We start from the raw sequence: 15,192 nt of genomic DNA, 5'->3' as shown, positions 1-15,192 counted from the left end.
GCCTTTTCTTTGGTTACTTTCTTTGTGGCTTTGGACAAAGAAAGTGACCCGGCCGCTTGCGGACGGAAGCTTTGGATGTTCGCTTGTCGTCACACGTAGGAACACGCAAAGCCCGAACCCACCGCGGCACGCCCCCTGTAGGAGCGGCGCAAGCCGCGACCGCGCCATCGCAGCGATTGCGAAGGTTTCGTCGTAGTTGCATTGTCGCGGTCGCGGCTTGCGCCGCTCCTACAGTCGGATGCGCAACTGCACTGCCGTCGTTGACGAGCGACGACAAGCGACAATCAAGAGCTTTCGTCCGCAAGCGGCCGAGTTACTTTCTTTTGGCAGCGCGCCAAAAGAAAGTAACCAAAGAAAAACGCTTGTCTAAAATCACCAGCCACTAAGTCCAGCACCGCGCGCGGGGATGCGCCGTAAGGGGCTTCCTGCCCCTACGGCGCAAGCGCGCATCCATGCGCGCGCCCTCCGGGTCTGCAGGGCAGCGCGTGAGTTCACGGGCGAGCAAAATCAGCGGCAACGGCAACGGCAACGGCAACGGCAACGGCAACGACTTACGGATTCCCGCGAACGCCGAACCCCGCTTCGCACCGCCACCAACCGCTCAATCCGCCGCCTCCTCCAACTCCGCCCGCGCCGGCGCCTTGCGCGCATAGCGCTGCGCCAACTGCGCGCATACGATCAGCTGGATTTGATGGAAGATCATCACCGGCAGCACGATCGCGCCGAGCGCGCCGGTCGCGAACAGGATCTTCGCCATCGGCACGCCCGTCGCCAGGCTCTTCTTCGAACCGCAGAACACGATCGCGATTTCGTCCTCGCGCGAGAAGCCCAGCCGGCGCGCGGCGAACGTGGTCGCCACCATCACCACCGCCAGCAGCAACGCGCATACCGCGATCACCACGTACAGCGCCGCCACCGGCATGCTCTGCCACAGGCCGCTGTTCATCGATGCGGAGAACGCGGTGTAGACCACCAGCAGCACCGTGCCCTGGTCGGTGTAGCGCAGCACCGCGCGCTGGCGCTCGACCCAACCACCGATCCAGCGCCGCAGCAGGTGGCCGGCCACGAACGGCACCAGCAGCTGCAGCATGATCTTGCCGATCGCCTCGGTCGGGTCGGCCATGCCGCCGTGGGCGTCGGCCAGCGCGCTCAGCAGCAGCGGGGTGAGGAACACGCCGAGCAGGCTCGACGCCGAGGCGCTGCACACCGCCGCCGGGACGTTGCCGCCGGCCATCGAGGTGAAGGCGATGGAGGACTGCACGGTCGAGGGCAGGGTGCACAGGAACAGCAGGCCCAGGTACAACTCGGGCGTGAGCAAGTGCCCGGACAGCGGCTTGAGCGCCAGGCCGAGCAACGGGAACAGGATGAAGGTGCTGGCGAAGATCACCAGGTGCAGGCGCCAGTGCAGCATGCCGGCGAGGATCGCTTCGCGCGACAGGCGCGCGCCGTGCAGGAAGAACAGCGCGGCGATGGCGAGATCGGTGAAGTCGTCCATCCACTGCGCGGGCGCGCCCTGCAGCGGGAATTTCCAGGCCAGCGCGACCGTGGCCAGCAGGGCCAGGGTGAAGCTGTCCACGCGCAGTCGCTTGAGCCAGCTCATCGAGGTCCTCGTGGTGCGGGAATCGCGGCTGCGGCCATTGTGGACGCTGCGCCCGGCGCCGGCCATGCGCGACGTGGCGGATGCGGCCGGGCCTGCAGGCGTGCTGTGGGGGGCTTCAGGCCCGATGCCTTTACGCCAAGTCGCGGCGCCCGATCGGTGGGAGGGCCTTCAGGCCCGACGCTCTTTTGTCCGATCGCCGCGACCGGGAACAAGAGCGTCGGGCCTGAAGGCCCTCCCACAGGAGCAGGCTCGGCCTCCTCGGCTCAGCCGCTCAGCACGGCCGCACGCGCTCGGCGATCTGCGCGGCGCTGTCGGGAGTGACGTACCACTGGCCCGGCTCTTCGTACTCGAAGTCGATCGCCACTTCGGCCGCTTCGCGGTTGATGCGGATGATGCACACCCGCCACGGCGCCTTGCCCTGCACCTGGGTGACCCGGCGCAGTTCTTCCAGGCGGTTCTCGACCTGCACGCCCGACGGGGTCAGCGCTTCGCCGGCCTGGCCCTTGTCGTAGCGGAAGCCGTTGAGCCGGCTGATGCCGTCGCCGTACCAGGCGATCAGCGCGTAGCCGTCCCACGGACGCTCGCCGGCCTTGGGATCGGTGACGATCAGGCGCGCGATTTCGCCGAGCAATTCGTCTCTGTTCATGTCGTGCTTGAGGTCCTTGCGGTCAGCTGGCCGCGATCAGGCCGTCCATCTCGCCCGTGTCGATGCGGTCGTAGCGTTGGCCGGCGCGGTTGTCGAAGCTCACGCGCTGATCGTAAACCCTGTGGCCGTCGGCCGGGTCCAGGACCTCATAGGAAATGCGAACCCGGTCCGGTCGGTCGGCTTCGCGCGGGCTCAGCTCGATGCTCACGCGCACGTCCATGCCCTTGTCGATCCACGCCGCCCACTCGTTCTCCAGGGTCTTGTAGGCGCCCATGTTGAAGTTGCCGTTCTGCGGGAACAGGTTCTTCAGGCCCTGGTCGGTGACGAAACGGTGGCCGAGCAGGTGGCCGCCTTGGTCGCCGTCGACGCCGCGGTCGGCGGCGGTGCGTTGGGCGGCGGTCTCCGCATCGCTGCGGTCGATCTCGCTGAACACGGTGCGCAAGGTGCCTTCGGCATGGACCGGGCGGCCTTGGTCGTCGATGGTCCAGGTGGCGTCGTTGATCTCGCCGCCGTCGGGGTTGGTCACGCTGGCGGAAATCTCGCGGGTCTGGCCCGGCTCGGCGCGGTCGATCGGCGCGTCGTCGCCGGACAGGCCCAGCGCGCGTTGGATTCCGTCGACGAAGCGGGCGAGCGGGCCGTCTTCGCGCGGCAGCGCCGCGTAGGCCTCGCGCAGTTCCGGCCCGCCGCGGCGTTCGACCGCTTCGGCGATGGTGTCGCGGCCGAACGCGGGTTCGAGTTTTTGCAGTCGCGGCGTGTCGAGCTTGCCGGCCAGTTCGTTGGCCAGCGATTCGCGCTCGGCCAGCGGCAGCGCGCCGACCTCCTCGCCCAGCGCCTGCACGCCGTCGCGGTCGAGCGCATCGACCTGCGCGCGCGCCAGCGGCGCGGGCGCGTCGCGCAGGAGGCGGGGCCACTCCGCGGGCGACGGCTGCGGGGCCGGGCGGGCGCCGAGGCCGGCGTGGATCGGGTCGCTCATGACGTGCCTGCTCGCTGCGCTGGATGCACAACAAGTTAGCCAGAAAAGCGCCCGGTCCCCAGTGGGGAAAACCCCAGAGAATTGTTTCGCTTCAATGACTTCCGGCGGCCGGGCTAGGGTTGTCCCCAGCCCCGGGCCGCCGCTTTCGGGTCCGCAGCCCTCAGTACTGCTCCACGGTCGAGCCGGGCGCGATCAGGTGCTGCCGCCAGAACTGCATCATCGCCGCGCCGAAGTAATCCGAGTTGGCCTTCTTCTGGAAGCCGTGGCCCTCGTCGTCGAACATCAGAAACCACACCGGCTGGCCGTTGCCGCGCACTGCCTTGGCGATCTGCTCGGCCTCGGTGTAGGGCACGCGCGGGTCGTTCTTGCCTTGCGCGACGAACAGCGGCGAGCGGATCTTGCCGGCGTTCTTCAGCGGCGAGATGCGGTCGAACACCGCCTTCATCTGCGGAATGCGCTCGTCGCCGTACTCGGCGCGGCGCAGGTCGCGGCGGTAGCTCTCGGTGTTGTTGAGGAAGGTGGTGAAGTCGGAGATGCCGACCACGTCGACGCCGGCGCGGATGCGGTCGCTGTAGTGCATCAGCGAGGCCAGCACCATGTAGCCGCCGTAGCTGCCGCCGTACACGCCGACGCGGCTGGCATCGAGTTCGGGCTGTTTGGCGATCCAGTCCAGCAGCGCGCCGATGTCCTTGACCGAGTCCTCGCGCTTCTCGGCGTTGTCCAGGCCCAGGTAGGTGCGGCCGTAGCCGGCCGAGCCGCGCACGTTCGGCACCAGCACCGCCACGCCGAGTTCGTTGGCGAGGAACTGCGCGGTGGGGTTGAAGGTCGGCTGCGCCTGCGCTTCGGGGCCGCCGTGGATCTGGATCACCACCGGCATCGCGATCTTGCGCGGGCCGCCGGCGGGCTTGTAGTAGAACGCCGGGATCGTGCGCGGCTTGCCGCCGACCTTGTCGAAGGTGGGATAGCGCACCAGCGTCGGCGCGACGAACTTCGACGAATCCAGGCCGCCGACTTCGCTGCGGGTCCAGCGGGTCAGCTTGGGCGCGTCGAGTTCGATCACGTAGACGTCGCTGGGCGAGGTCGCCGAGTTGATCGACAGGGCGATGCGGCGGCCGTCGGGCGAGAACGCGGTGCGGCCGATCACGCCGACCGGCAACGGCGGCAGCGCGATCTCCTCGTGCCCCGGCAGCGACAGCGCGTGCAGCTTGCCGATGCCGTCCTCGTTGCTGACGTAGAGCAGGCGGGCGCCGTCGTCGGACAGTTCGATCTGGTCGACGTCCCAGGGAATCTTCGCGCTGAGCACCTCGAACTTGCCGCTGGCCGGCTCGTGCCGGCGCAGGGTGCGGAATTCCTGCGGCTTGCCGCCGAGGGTTTCGTCGGAGACGTAATACACCGCGCGGCCGTCGCGCGAGAAGCGGAAGTCGCTGATCGAGGCCTTGCCGCCATCGACCGGGAACAGGGTCAGCTTGCCGCTGGCCAGGTCGACCAGGCCCGGATACGACTCGCTGGCCGAGACGTACTTGAGCACCAGCAACTGCTTGCCGTCGGGCGAGAAGTCCTGCGCGCTCCACTGGCCGCCCTCGGTCACCACCGTGCGCGCCTTGCCGTCGGGGAAGTCCATCGCCCACACGTCGGTGTCGCGGCCGTTGCGCAGCGTGCTGCTGTACGCGAACTGCTTGCCGTCGTGGGCGAACAGCGGCGCCTGGTTGCGCGACTTGCCGTCGGTGAGCAGGCGGGTCTGGCGCGTGGCCAGGTCGAACCAGTGCAGCTGCCAGAACTCGTTGCCGCCGACGTCCTTGCCGAACACGAAGCCGTCGGCGGCGCCGGGCGCGACGGTCAGGCTGTTGACCGGCTCGGGGTAGAAGGTGAGTTGCTCGCGCATGCCCAGCGGTTCGCACACGCGGTGGGCCTGGGCGGTTTCGGCGAAGCGGGTGGAGACCAGCAGGCAGCCGTCCTGGGTCCAGCCGGCGAAGCCGGCGCCGCGGGTGTTCTGGTAGCGGTTGAGGTCTTCGATCAGCCGGGCCGGCAGCGGCGGGATGTTCTCGCTGGTGCGGTTGCCCTGGTGCAGGCGCTCGACCGCGGCCGGCTGCGCCTGCGCGGCGCCGACGCAGGCCAGCGCCAGCAAGGTGGAGGTCAGGACTCGGCGCAACGGCATCGGCGTTCTCCCGGGGCGGCCGTGCGCCGCGCGCAGGCCTGGGCGCGCCGCGGACGCGACGCAGGAAGCCCGAGCTTAGCGCGCCGCGGCGGCCGCGATCCCTCCCGAAAGTCACGCAGCGCGCCGGCCGCCGTTACGCCTAGAGTGCGTTGTCTGCAATCGTGCCCGAACGCGCGGCGCGTCGAACGCTCGGTCGAACGGCCGGTCCGCGACGCACGCGCGCTCGCATGGGCCCGAACCGTCCCGCGGCCGCGGCACCGGGCGTTGCGATGCCGGTGCGTCGCCGCTGCGCCGTCCTGGGGTCGCGTTGCGGGCGCCTGTTTCCGAATCCGGCCGCGCGCCGCGCGCGCGGCCGCAGCCATATCGCCATGAGGGGAATCGCAATGCCCGATCGCAGGAGTTTCCTGATCCAGACCGCGTTGGCCGGCGCCGGCGCGCTCGTCGCCGGCGCCGCCGGCCCGCTGCGCGCCGCCACCGCCGCGGCCGAACTGCGCTGGGCGCCGTTCGCCGAGGCCATGGTGGTCGACGCCTGCGGCTTCCTCGGCGACGACGAGGCCAAGGTCGGCGATCCGCTGACGCCCAAGCTCATCGCCGACGCGCGCGCCAGCGGCCTGCGCGTGCTGCAGACCACGGTCGGCCCGGTCGCCCAGTACGAGGGCGCGTTCGAGGCCACCGTGCGCGACATCGCCGCGTGGGAGGACGAGATCGCCCGCCGCCCCGACGTGTTCCTGGCGGTGCGCAGCGGCGCCGACCTGGAACGCGCGCGGCGCGAGAAGAAGCTCGGCGTGGTCTACCAGTTCCAGGACAGCGCGCCGATCGGCGAGAAGCTCGAACGCATCGACGACTACCACCGGCTCGGCCTGCGCACCGTGCAGCTGACCTACAACGTGCGCAACCTCGCCGGCGACGGCTGCCTGGAACCCGGCGACGCCGGTCTGAGCAAGTTCGGCCACAGCCTGGTCGAGCGGCTCAACCAGCGCCGGATCCTGGTCGACCTGGCCCACAGCGGCCGCCGCACCGCGCTGGAGGCGATCGCCGCCTCGAAATCGCCGGTGCTGATCAGCCACACCGGCTGCGCGGCCCTGGTCGAGCGCCCGCGCAACAAGACCGACGCCGAACTGCGCGCCTGCGCGCAGCGCGGCGGCGTGATCGGCATCTACCTGATGCCGTTCCTGCGCGAGACCGGCCAGCCCGGCGCGGCCGACGTGATCCGCCACCTCGAACACGCGATCCAGGTCTGCGGCGAGGACCACGTCGGGATCGGCACCGACAACCTGGTTTCGGCGGTGAAGCTGACCGAGGCCTACAAGCGCGACCACGCCGAATCGATCCGCGAGCGGCGCAAGCTCGGCATTTCCGCGCCGGGCGAGGCCGAGGACGTCTACCTCTACGTCGAAGGCCTCAACGCCCCGCGCCGGTTCGAGACCCTGGCCGCGCTGCTGTCCGCGCGCGGCCACAGCGACGCGCGGATCGGCAAGATCCTCGGCGGCAATTTCGCTCGGGTCATGGCCGAGGTGTGGGGTTGATGCGCGCCGCCCCGGAGTCCGGGTTGTAGGCGCTGCGCAAGCTGCGACCGCGGGATGGCCGCTTGCGTCGCAGGCGTGGTTTCGCGGTCGCGGCTCGCGCCGCTCCTACAGGGAGCGGCCTTAGCGGCCTCGGGTCGCCGCGATGCACGAAGCCCGACTGTAGGAGCTGCGCAAGCTGCGACTGCGGAGTAGCCGCTTGCGTCGCAGGCGCAGTTTCGCGGTCGCGGCTCGCGCCGCTCCTACAGGCAGCGGCCGTAGCGGCCTCGGGTCGCCGCGATGCACGAAGCCCGACTGTAGGAGCTGCGCAAGCTGCGACCGCGGAATAGCCGCTTGCGTCGCAGGTGCGGTTTCGCGGTCGCGCAGCGCCTACAGCCGTGCGCCGCCACGAAAAAACCGGTGGGCGCGCGCTAAGTCGCCGCACGCAGTTGCAGCAACGCCAGCAACTCGCGCTTCTGCTCGTCGCCCAGCCCGAACTCGCGCTGCAGCGCCTGCAGTTCGTCCAGCCGTTGCACCACGGTCTGCTTTTCCAGCTGCCCGACCGCGTCGAGGAACTCGCGCTGCAGGTAGTCCTCGTTGCCGGGCAAGCTCTGGCTGGCGAGCTTCTGCAGCGCGCCGATCTGGTCGTGCCCGACGAAATGCTCCAGCAGCGCGCCGGTGGTGATTTCCGGCCGCGTCTGCACCACTTTGACGATCGCCGCCAGCAGGTCCACGCCCGGCTGGTTCAGGCCTTCGAAGGCGTACTTGGGCGGCTCGGAGCCGGCCAGCGGCTGCAACGCCGCCGCCAGCGACGGCTTCTGCAGCAGCAGGGCGATCGCGCTGCGCACCAGCGAGCGCTTGGGCGTCGCCGCCGCGCGCTGCGAGGCGCTGGCGCGCTGCGCCGGCACGTGGGTCTGCGGCGAGGCCGCGCGCGCGCCGACGCCGGTCAGCTCGGTCAGGCGCTGCTTCATCAAGTCGGCGAAGGCGCCTTCGGGAATCTGCGCCAGCAGCGGCTTGGCGCGTTCGGCCAGGCGGCCCTTGCCTTCGAGCGTGTGCAGGTTGACGTCGGCGGACAGGCTGTCGAACAGGAACTGCGACAGCGGCATCGCCTCCTGCAAACGCCGGTCGAACCCTTCGGCGCCTTCCTGCCGCACCAGCGAATCGGGATCCTCGCCGTCGGGCAGGAACAGGAAGAACGCCTGGCGCCCGTCCTTCATCCGCGGCAGCACCGATTCCACCGCCTTCCACGCCGCGCCGCGGCCGGCGCGGTCGCCGTCGAAACAGAAGTAGACGTCGGCGGCGTTGCGGAACAGCAGCTCGGCGTGGTCGGGCGTGGTCGCGGTGCCGAGCGTGGCCACCGCGGTGTCGACGCCGTGCTGGAACAGCGCGACCACGTCCATGTAGCCCTCGACCACGATCAGCCGCGGGATCTTGTTGTGGGTCTGGCGCACCTGCCACAGCCCGTACAACTCGCGGCCCTTGTGGAACAGCGGGGTTTCCGGCGAATTGAGGTACTTGGGGCCGTCGTCCTTGTCGAGCACGCGCCCGCCGAACGCGATCACCCGGCCGCGGCGGTCGTGGATCGGGAACATCACCCGGTCGCGGAACTTGTCGTAGACCCGGCCGCTGTCGTTCTTCGACAGCAGGCCGGCGCGGTCGAGCAGCTTGAGCCGGCGCTCGTCGGTGCCGAGCGCGTCGCGCAGGCCGTTGAAGCCGTCGGGCGCGTAGCCGATGCCGAAGCGGTCGCGGATGTCGATGCTGACGCCGCGGTTGTCCAGGTAGCCCTGGGCCTTGCCGCTGCCCGCGTACTGGCGCAGGAAGAAACGCTGCGCCGCTTCCAGCGCGTGGACCAGGTCCTGGGTGTCTGAGTTCTCGTTGCGCGCGCGGGTGTCGCGCGGCACTTCCACGCCGACGCGCTTGGCCAGCTCGTCGACCGCGTCGAGGAACTCGAGGCGGTCGTAGTTCATCAGGAAGCTGATCGCGGTGCCGTGCGCGCCGCAGCCGAAGCAGTGATAGAACTGCTTGGTCGGCGAGACCCAGAACGAGGGCGAACGCTCGTCGTGGAACGGGCAGCGCGCCGAGTATTCCTTGCCTTGGCGCTTCAACGGCACGCGCGCGCCGATCACCTCGACGATGTCGGTGCGGGCGAGGAGGTCGTCGATGAAGGCGTCGGGGATGCGGGCCATGCGGGAGCCGCCCGGCGGGGCGGCGCAGTCTCGGAACGGAGCGGCGACTAGGATGCCATGGGCGGGGCGCAACGGCCGCGACCGCGGCGGGCGGTTGGCCGCCGGCGCGGCTCAGCCCGCCGCCAACCCCGCCGCCGCGCGTTCGTCGGCCAGCCGCCGGCGGACCCGCGCATGCTCGTCGAGCATCGCCGTGATCAGCGCGCCGATCAGGAACACCACCGCGCAGTAGTACATCCACACCAGCATGACCACCAGCCCGCCGGCCGGCCCGTAGGCGGTGCCGAGGCTGGCCTGGCCCAGGTACAGGCCGATCGCGCTGCGTCCGAGCATGAACATGCCCGCGGTCAGGGCGCCGCCGAACAGCGCGCGCCGGCGCGTCACCGGCCGGTCCGGCAGCCAGCGGTACATCGCCGCGAACACCGCCGCGTACAAAAGGAACGAGAACCCGGCGGCGAACACCGGCAGCAGGTCCGGCACGTAGGCGATCAGCAGCTGCAGCGCCGCCTGCGCCGCCATCGACACCACCAGCAGGAAGCCGACGCTGATGACCATGCCGAACGAGAGCAGGCGCTTGCGCAGCCACACTGCCAGCCCGCCCAGGCGCTTGGCGTCGCTGCGGAACACCCGGTTGAGCGCGGCCTGCAACTGGCCGAACACGGCCGAGGCGCCGACCAGCAGCGCCAGCGTGCCCAGCATCGCCGCCATCGAACCGGTGCCGGGCCGGTGCTGGGCGTTGGCGACGATCAGCCGCGCGGTGTTCTCGACCTCGTTGCCGGCCAGCAGGCCCATCTGGCGGAAGAACTCCTCCTGCGCCGACGGATACAGCGCGGTGCTCAGCCACAGCACCATCAGCACCAGCGGCGCCAGCGACAGCAGGGTGTAGAACGACAGCGCCGCGGCCAGGGCGAGGATGTCGTAGTCGACGAAGCGCTGGACGAACTTGCCCGGCCAGCTCTGCTCCAGCCGCGCCTGCAGCGAGTGGACGCGCTGCATCGCGTCGTGGGCGAGCCCGGTCGCGGCGGGGCGCCCGCCGTCGCCGGGCGGCGGCGCGGCCGGCGACGGTTCGGCGGCCGCGGCGTCCTCGCGCGCGAGCGCCTGCGCGTCGGCGCCCGGGGTCGGGCGAGCGGCGTCCGCGGCGGCGGAGCGGGGCGGGGCGTCGTCGGGGCGGCGGGGATCGGTCGAGGGCATGCGGCGAACGGAACCGGGCGGCGTCGCGTTCAGTATCCGACAAGCCGGTTAGGCGTGTGTTGGCGTGGCGTTAGAGTCGGGCGATGGCGGCTGGCCCGGTTTCGTCGCGATTGCGCGGTCGCGGTCGCGGCGCGCGCCGCTCCTGCAGTCGGAAGCGAAGCCCGCCGCAGCCCCGGTAGGAGCGGCGCAAGCCGCGGCCGCGACACCGCCGCGACCGCGCAACCCGCCGCGAACCGGCTCTTCCACAAACAAAAAAAGCCGGCGCGACACAAGGCCGCACCGGCTCAGCGTGTTTCGAAACCCGATCGACGCCCGCGCCCGACTTCGGCGCGGCGGCGATCTCAGCCCGCCAGCCGCTGCTTGGCCAGCGCCGAAACCTGGCCCATGTCGGCCTTGCCGCCGAGCTTGGCCTTGAGCGGGCCCATCAGCTTGCCCAGGTCGGCCGGGCCGGTCGCGCCGACTTCGGCGATGGTGGCGTCGAGCACGGCCAGGATCTCGGCCTCGCCCATCTTGGCCGGCAGGTAGCGGTCGATCACCACCATCTCGTCGCGCTCGATCTGGGCCAGGTCGTCGCGCTGGGCGGCTTCGTACTGGGTGATCGAGTCGCGGCGCTGCTTGACCATCTTGTCGAGCACGGCGATCACGGCGGCGTCGTCGAGCTCGATGCGCTCGTCGACTTCCTTTTGCTTGATCGCGGCGTTGATCAGGCGGATCACGCCCAGGGAATGCTTGTCGCCGCTCTTCATCGCGGCCTTCATATCGTCGGTGAGGCGTTGCTTGAGGCTCATGGGACGAATCCGGGAGTGGGGAAAAGGGAGGCGGGCGCGGACCGCGCGCCGGGCCCGGCAAAACCGGACCAGCTGCGCACTTCAGGCCGCGGTTCGCCGAAGCGCAAACGCAACGAGCCGGCAGCGCACGAGGCGCAGCCGGCTCGAAGGTCGATCGATCCTCGCAGGCGCCGGCCGCGAAGCCGGTGCAGCGCGGAAAGCGCGATCAGTACAGGCGCTGGCGCTTGGTCACATCGCGCGAAGCGCGACGGGCCTGGCGCTTCACCGCGGCAGCGGCCTTGCGCTTGCGTTCCTGCGTCGGCTTTTCGTAGAACTCGCGCTTGCGGGTCTCGGCCAGGACGCCGGCCTTCTCGCAGGTGCGCTTGAAGCGGCGCAGGGCAAACTCGAAAGGCTCGTTTTCGCGGACTTTGACGCTGGGCATACGTTTTCTCGTTAAGGGACCAGCCCGGGCAGGCCGGGAGAAGAGCCGCGCATTATAGCGGTGCTCGGACGGAAGGTGCAACATAGGCGGTATGAACGCGACATTCTCCCAGAAATCGGCCGCTACAGCAGCCCCCGCGGTGCCCCGCGGCCGACCGCAGGCCGCCCGGCGATGAAAGTCCTGGGTATCGAAACCAGCTGCGACGAGACCGGGGTCGCCGTCTACGACACCGACACCGGCCTGCGCGCGCACGCCCTGTACAGCCAGATCGCCCTGCACGCCGAGTACGGCGGCGTCGTGCCCGAGCTGGCCAGCCGCGACCACGTGCGCAAGCTGCTGCCCTTGATCCGCCAGACCCTGGCCGAGGCCGGCCTGCGCACCGACGAACTGGACGGGGTGGCCTACACCGCCGGCCCCGGCCTGGTCGGTGCGCTGCTGGTCGGCGCCGGCGTCGCCCGCGCGCTGGCCTGGGCGCTGGAGCTGCCGGCGATCGGCGTGCACCACATGGAAGGCCACCTGCTGGCGCCGCTGATGGAGGACGACCCGCTCGGCCGGCCCGAGCCGCCGTTCGTGGCCCTGCTGGTCTCCGGCGGGCACACCCAGTTGGTCGCGGTCGAGCGCATCGGCCAGTACCGGCTGCTCGGCGAGACCCTCGACGACGCCGCCGGCGAGGCCTTCGACAAGACCGCCAAGCTGATGGGCCTGCCGTACCCGGGCGGCCCGCAGCTCGCGGCGCAGGCCGAACTCGGCACGCCCGGCGCGTTCAAGTTCGCCCGCCCGATGACCGACCGGCCCGGCCTGGATTTCAGCTTCAGCGGCCTCAAGACCCAGGTGCTGCTGGCCTGGAAGAACAGCGACAAGAGCGACAAGACCCGCGCCGACATCGCCCGCGGGTTCGAGGACGCGGTGGTCGACACGTTGGCGATCAAATGCGAGCGCGCGTTGGATGCGGCCGGCTGCGACACCCTGGTGGTGGCCGGCGGCGTCGGCGCGAACAAGCGCCTGCGCGCCAGGCTGGCGGCGATGGCCGCCAAGCGCGGCGGCCGGGTCGCGTTCCCGCGGCCGATGTTCTGCACCGACAACGGCGCGATGATCGCCTACGCCGGCGCGCTGCGCCTGCAGGCGGGGCAGCGCGCGGATGCGGCGGTGACGGTGACGCCGCGGTGGGACATGGCGTTGCTCAACGCGGTTTGAGCGGCGTCGTGGCGCAGCGTCGCTGCGGTGGGGCGTTCGTCGTCTGCGCAGTGTCGCGGTCGCGGCTCGCGCCGCTCCTACAGGGGCGGCGGATTTCGTATCGGACTGTAAGAGCGGCGCGAGCCGCGGCCGCGACGCCGCGACCGCGACGCAACTCCCGCCACCGTCGCGCCGCGACAAGCGCCGCTGCGCTCAGGTACATTGCGCCGCATCGCCGTCTGCCTGGCATCGCGCACCGCTCATGGACCACGTATTCATTGAAGGCCTGGAAATCGAGGCCGTCATCGGCATCTACGACTGGGAACGCGAGATCCGCCAGCCGCTGGTGTTCGACCTGGACATGGCCTTCGACAACACCGTGCCGGCCGCCAGCGATGCGATCGAGCACACCCTCGACTATGCCGCGGTGTGCGCGCGCATCACCGCGTTCGTCGCCGAATCGCGCTTCGGCCTGGTCGAGACCCTGGCCGAGCGGGTCGCGGCGATCGTGATCGAGGAATTCGGCGTGCGCCAGGTCGCGCTCACGCTCACCAAGCCCGGTGCGATCCGCAACGCGCGCGGCGTCGGCGTGCGCATCGTGCGCACGGCCGCGGCGCGGGCATAGCGAACACGGCGCGGCGGCAGGCGCCGCCGCCTGCCGCGCCGGTTCCCGCATTCGCCCTTCGCCACGGTCGCCCCGCGCGCAGCGCGCGCGCCGCCACTTGCGCGCGGCCCGCGCAGCGCCGACGATGCGCCGTCATCCAGCCCTGGGGAGAGGCCGATGTTCGACAAGATCAAGCGCAGCTGGCGGTTGGCCAAGGCCAGCGCGTCGGTGCTCAATTCCGACCGCGAGCTGCTGGTGTTCCCAGTGATCTCGGCCGCCTGCGTGCTGCTGGTGCTGGGCACCTTCCTGGTCCCGGCGCTGGCGCTGGGGGTGTTCGAGGACGGCTACAGCGTCGGCGCGGCGCTGTATGCGTTCGCGTTCTACTTCTGCCAGTACTTCGTGATCGTGTTCTGCAACTGCGCGCTGGTCAGCGCGGCGATGATCCGGCTGGAAGGCGGCGACCCGACCCTGCGCGACGGCCTGCGCGCGGCGACCGCGCGGATCGGCGCGATCGCCGGCTATGCGGCCATCGCCGCCACCGTCGGCATGCTGCTCAACGCGCTCAAGGACCGCGACAACAACATCATCGTGCGCCTGATCGGCGGCGCGCTCGGCGCGGCCTGGACCATGGCCACCTTCCTGGTGGTGCCGGTGCTGGTCGCCGAGGACGTCGGCCCGGTCGACGCGGTCAAGCGCTCGGTGGCGATGTTCAAGCGCACCTGGGGCGAAAGCGCGGCGGGCATGGCCGGCATCGGCCTGGCCTGCGGCGTGGCGATGGTGGCGCTGGGGCTGGGCGGCTTCGGCCTGGCCTGGCTGCTGGGCCAGGCGTCCCCGGCGTTGGCGGTGCTGGTGGGCGCGCTCACGGTGCTGGCCCTGCTGGGGCTGGCGGTGTACCAGAGCGCGCTCGGCGGGGTGTACTCGGCGGCGCTGTATCGCTACGCCACCGACGGCGAAGTGCCGGCGGGCTTCGAGGGCCTGGCGCTCGAAGCCCGGGCGTGAGCGCGGGCCGGCGGAACCGGGCGGCGCGGCCTCAGCCCAGCGCCTGCGACAGCTGCGGCCGTTCGCCGAAACCGACCACGATGCGGCCGGCGTCGTCGGCGGCGTCCGGGTAGAACCACACCAGCACGCGTTCGCCGGCGCGCGGCAGGGCGTGCGGGTCGAAGTCGCCGATCTTGGCGACCCGGCGCTCGGCGCCGTCGTGGTCGTTGAAGCGCACCACCACGCGCACCCGCGACGGGTTGTAGACCTCGGTGCCGACGTGTTCGGTGTGGACCACGGTGCCGGCCACGCGCACGCCGTGGGCGAGCAGGTCGCGGATGCGCCGGCTGCGCTCGCGGTAGCGGCGCAGGCACACCAGCGCGCCCAGCGCCAGCAGCATTGCGATCAGGGCGGAGCCTGCGGGCAGCGAGCGCGGCGCGTCGCCGAACAGCCATTGCGGCCAGCCGGCGGCCAGGCCGGTCAGCGCCGCGTGCGGATGCCAGGGCCAGGCGCGGGCGAGGGCGAAGCCGGCGGCGAGCGCGGCCGCGGCCAGCGCCAGGCTGGTCTGCAGCGCCACCGCCAGGCCGAAGCGCGCGCCGAAGCCGGCGTTGACGAACACGCCGAAGATGATCCCGCCGAAACCGCCGGCCAGCAGCGACCACAGCAGGGCCTGCAGCGGCGCTCCCGGGGCGATCGCGTCCGGCGGCTGGCCCAGCGCGCCGGCCAGGCTGTAGCCGCACAGGGTCCAGCCGGCGGCGCAGACCGCGCTCAGCAGCCACAGCCGCAGCGGCAAGCGGTCCGGGGGCGGCAGCAGGCGGCTGTGCGCGTTCGCGAGGGCGGGCTTGCTCATGCCATGGCTTCCTTGTCGGTCGGGAACCGAGGGGCCATGTTGCATTCGAGGAGTAAAGAAAGTGTGCGTTAAATCACAAATTTTCGTGGGCTGGCATGCCCGCTTGCAGTGGTAAACCACGTTTTAGC

The 15,192-nt window shown here is 70.8% G+C and carries 13 protein-coding genes; 4 read left to right on the top strand and 9 right to left on the bottom strand.

Annotated features, from left to right (window positions below):
- Positions 1-601: 601 nt before the first annotated feature.
- The 4 genes from BLV01_RS24510 to BLV01_RS24495 form a co-directional block, all read right to left on the bottom strand.
- Positions 602-1,600 carry a bile acid:sodium symporter family protein gene (locus BLV01_RS24510; protein ID WP_091806502.1) on the bottom strand — a complete coding sequence of 333 codons (999 nt, stop codon included), beginning with the start codon at positions 1,598-1,600 and terminating at the stop codon, positions 602-604.
- 271 nt (positions 1,601-1,871) lie between these two features.
- Entirely contained in the window at positions 1,872-2,246 is a 375-nt protein-coding gene (locus tag BLV01_RS24505; protein ID WP_091806499.1) for a hypothetical protein, read from the bottom strand.
- A gap of 22 nt (positions 2,247-2,268) precedes the next feature.
- Positions 2,269-3,219 (bottom strand): DNA/RNA non-specific endonuclease, encoded by a 951-nt coding sequence (locus tag BLV01_RS24500; protein ID WP_091806496.1) that lies wholly within the window; start codon positions 3,217-3,219, stop codon positions 2,269-2,271.
- Between the two features lie 160 nt (positions 3,220-3,379).
- Positions 3,380-5,374 (bottom strand): S9 family peptidase, encoded by a 1,995-nt coding sequence (locus BLV01_RS24495; RefSeq protein WP_091806493.1) that lies wholly within the window; start codon positions 5,372-5,374, stop codon positions 3,380-3,382.
- Between the two features lie 383 nt (positions 5,375-5,757).
- On the opposite strand from BLV01_RS24495, the gene BLV01_RS24490 reads away from it, so the two are divergent.
- Positions 5,758-6,900 carry a dipeptidase gene (locus tag BLV01_RS24490; RefSeq protein WP_091806490.1) on the top strand — a complete coding sequence of 381 codons (1,143 nt, stop codon included), beginning with the start codon at positions 5,758-5,760 and terminating at the stop codon, positions 6,898-6,900.
- A gap of 407 nt (positions 6,901-7,307) precedes the next feature.
- Here BLV01_RS24490 and dnaG read toward each other — a convergent pair whose 3' ends face one another.
- From dnaG to rpsU, 4 genes are all read right to left on the bottom strand, one after another.
- Positions 7,308-9,062, bottom strand: coding sequence for a DNA primase (dnaG, locus tag BLV01_RS24485; RefSeq protein WP_091806486.1), 1,755 nt, complete (start codon positions 9,060-9,062; stop codon positions 7,308-7,310).
- Between the two features lie 111 nt (positions 9,063-9,173).
- Entirely contained in the window at positions 9,174-10,250 is a 1,077-nt protein-coding gene (locus BLV01_RS24480; RefSeq protein WP_254782772.1) for a YihY/virulence factor BrkB family protein, read from the bottom strand.
- A 341-nt stretch (positions 10,251-10,591) separates the two neighbouring features.
- Positions 10,592-11,038 carry a GatB/YqeY domain-containing protein gene (locus BLV01_RS24475; RefSeq protein WP_091806483.1) on the bottom strand — a complete coding sequence of 149 codons (447 nt, stop codon included), beginning with the start codon at positions 11,036-11,038 and terminating at the stop codon, positions 10,592-10,594.
- 205 nt (positions 11,039-11,243) lie between these two features.
- Positions 11,244-11,459: a 30S ribosomal protein S21 gene (gene rpsU / locus BLV01_RS24470; RefSeq protein WP_031371286.1), complete on the bottom strand. Its 216-nt coding sequence runs from the start codon at positions 11,457-11,459 to the stop codon at positions 11,244-11,246.
- Positions 11,460-11,630: 171 nt separating this feature from the next.
- Between rpsU and tsaD the strand changes: the two genes are divergently transcribed.
- The 3 genes from tsaD to BLV01_RS24455 all read left to right on the top strand — a co-directional run bounded on the left by tsaD (position 11,631) and on the right by BLV01_RS24455 (position 14,235).
- On the top strand, positions 11,631-12,653 hold the full coding sequence (gene tsaD / locus BLV01_RS24465; protein WP_091806480.1) for a tRNA (adenosine(37)-N6)-threonylcarbamoyltransferase complex transferase subunit TsaD: 1,023 nt from the start codon (positions 11,631-11,633) through the stop codon (positions 12,651-12,653).
- Positions 12,654-12,894: 241 nt separating this feature from the next.
- Positions 12,895-13,257 (top strand): dihydroneopterin aldolase, encoded by a 363-nt coding sequence (folB, locus tag BLV01_RS24460; RefSeq protein ID WP_091806477.1) that lies wholly within the window; start codon positions 12,895-12,897, stop codon positions 13,255-13,257.
- A 156-nt stretch (positions 13,258-13,413) separates the two neighbouring features.
- The gene (locus tag BLV01_RS24455) at positions 13,414-14,235 is read left to right on the top strand and encodes a DUF6159 family protein (protein WP_091806474.1); all 822 of its coding nucleotides are present in this window, start codon (positions 13,414-13,416) and stop codon (positions 14,233-14,235) included.
- A gap of 31 nt (positions 14,236-14,266) precedes the next feature.
- On the opposite strand, the gene BLV01_RS24450 is transcribed toward BLV01_RS24455, so the two are convergent.
- Positions 14,267-15,064 (bottom strand): DUF3592 domain-containing protein, encoded by a 798-nt coding sequence (locus BLV01_RS24450; protein WP_091806471.1) that lies wholly within the window; start codon positions 15,062-15,064, stop codon positions 14,267-14,269.
- Between the last annotated feature and the right edge of the window lie 128 nt (positions 15,065-15,192).

It is taken from the genome of Lysobacter sp. yr284, from assembly GCF_900107375.1.
GTDB lineage: Bacteria > Pseudomonadota > Gammaproteobacteria > Xanthomonadales > Xanthomonadaceae > Lysobacter.
Note: the sequence above shows the minus strand (reverse complement) of the source record. Positions and strands in the feature narration are given on the sequence as shown.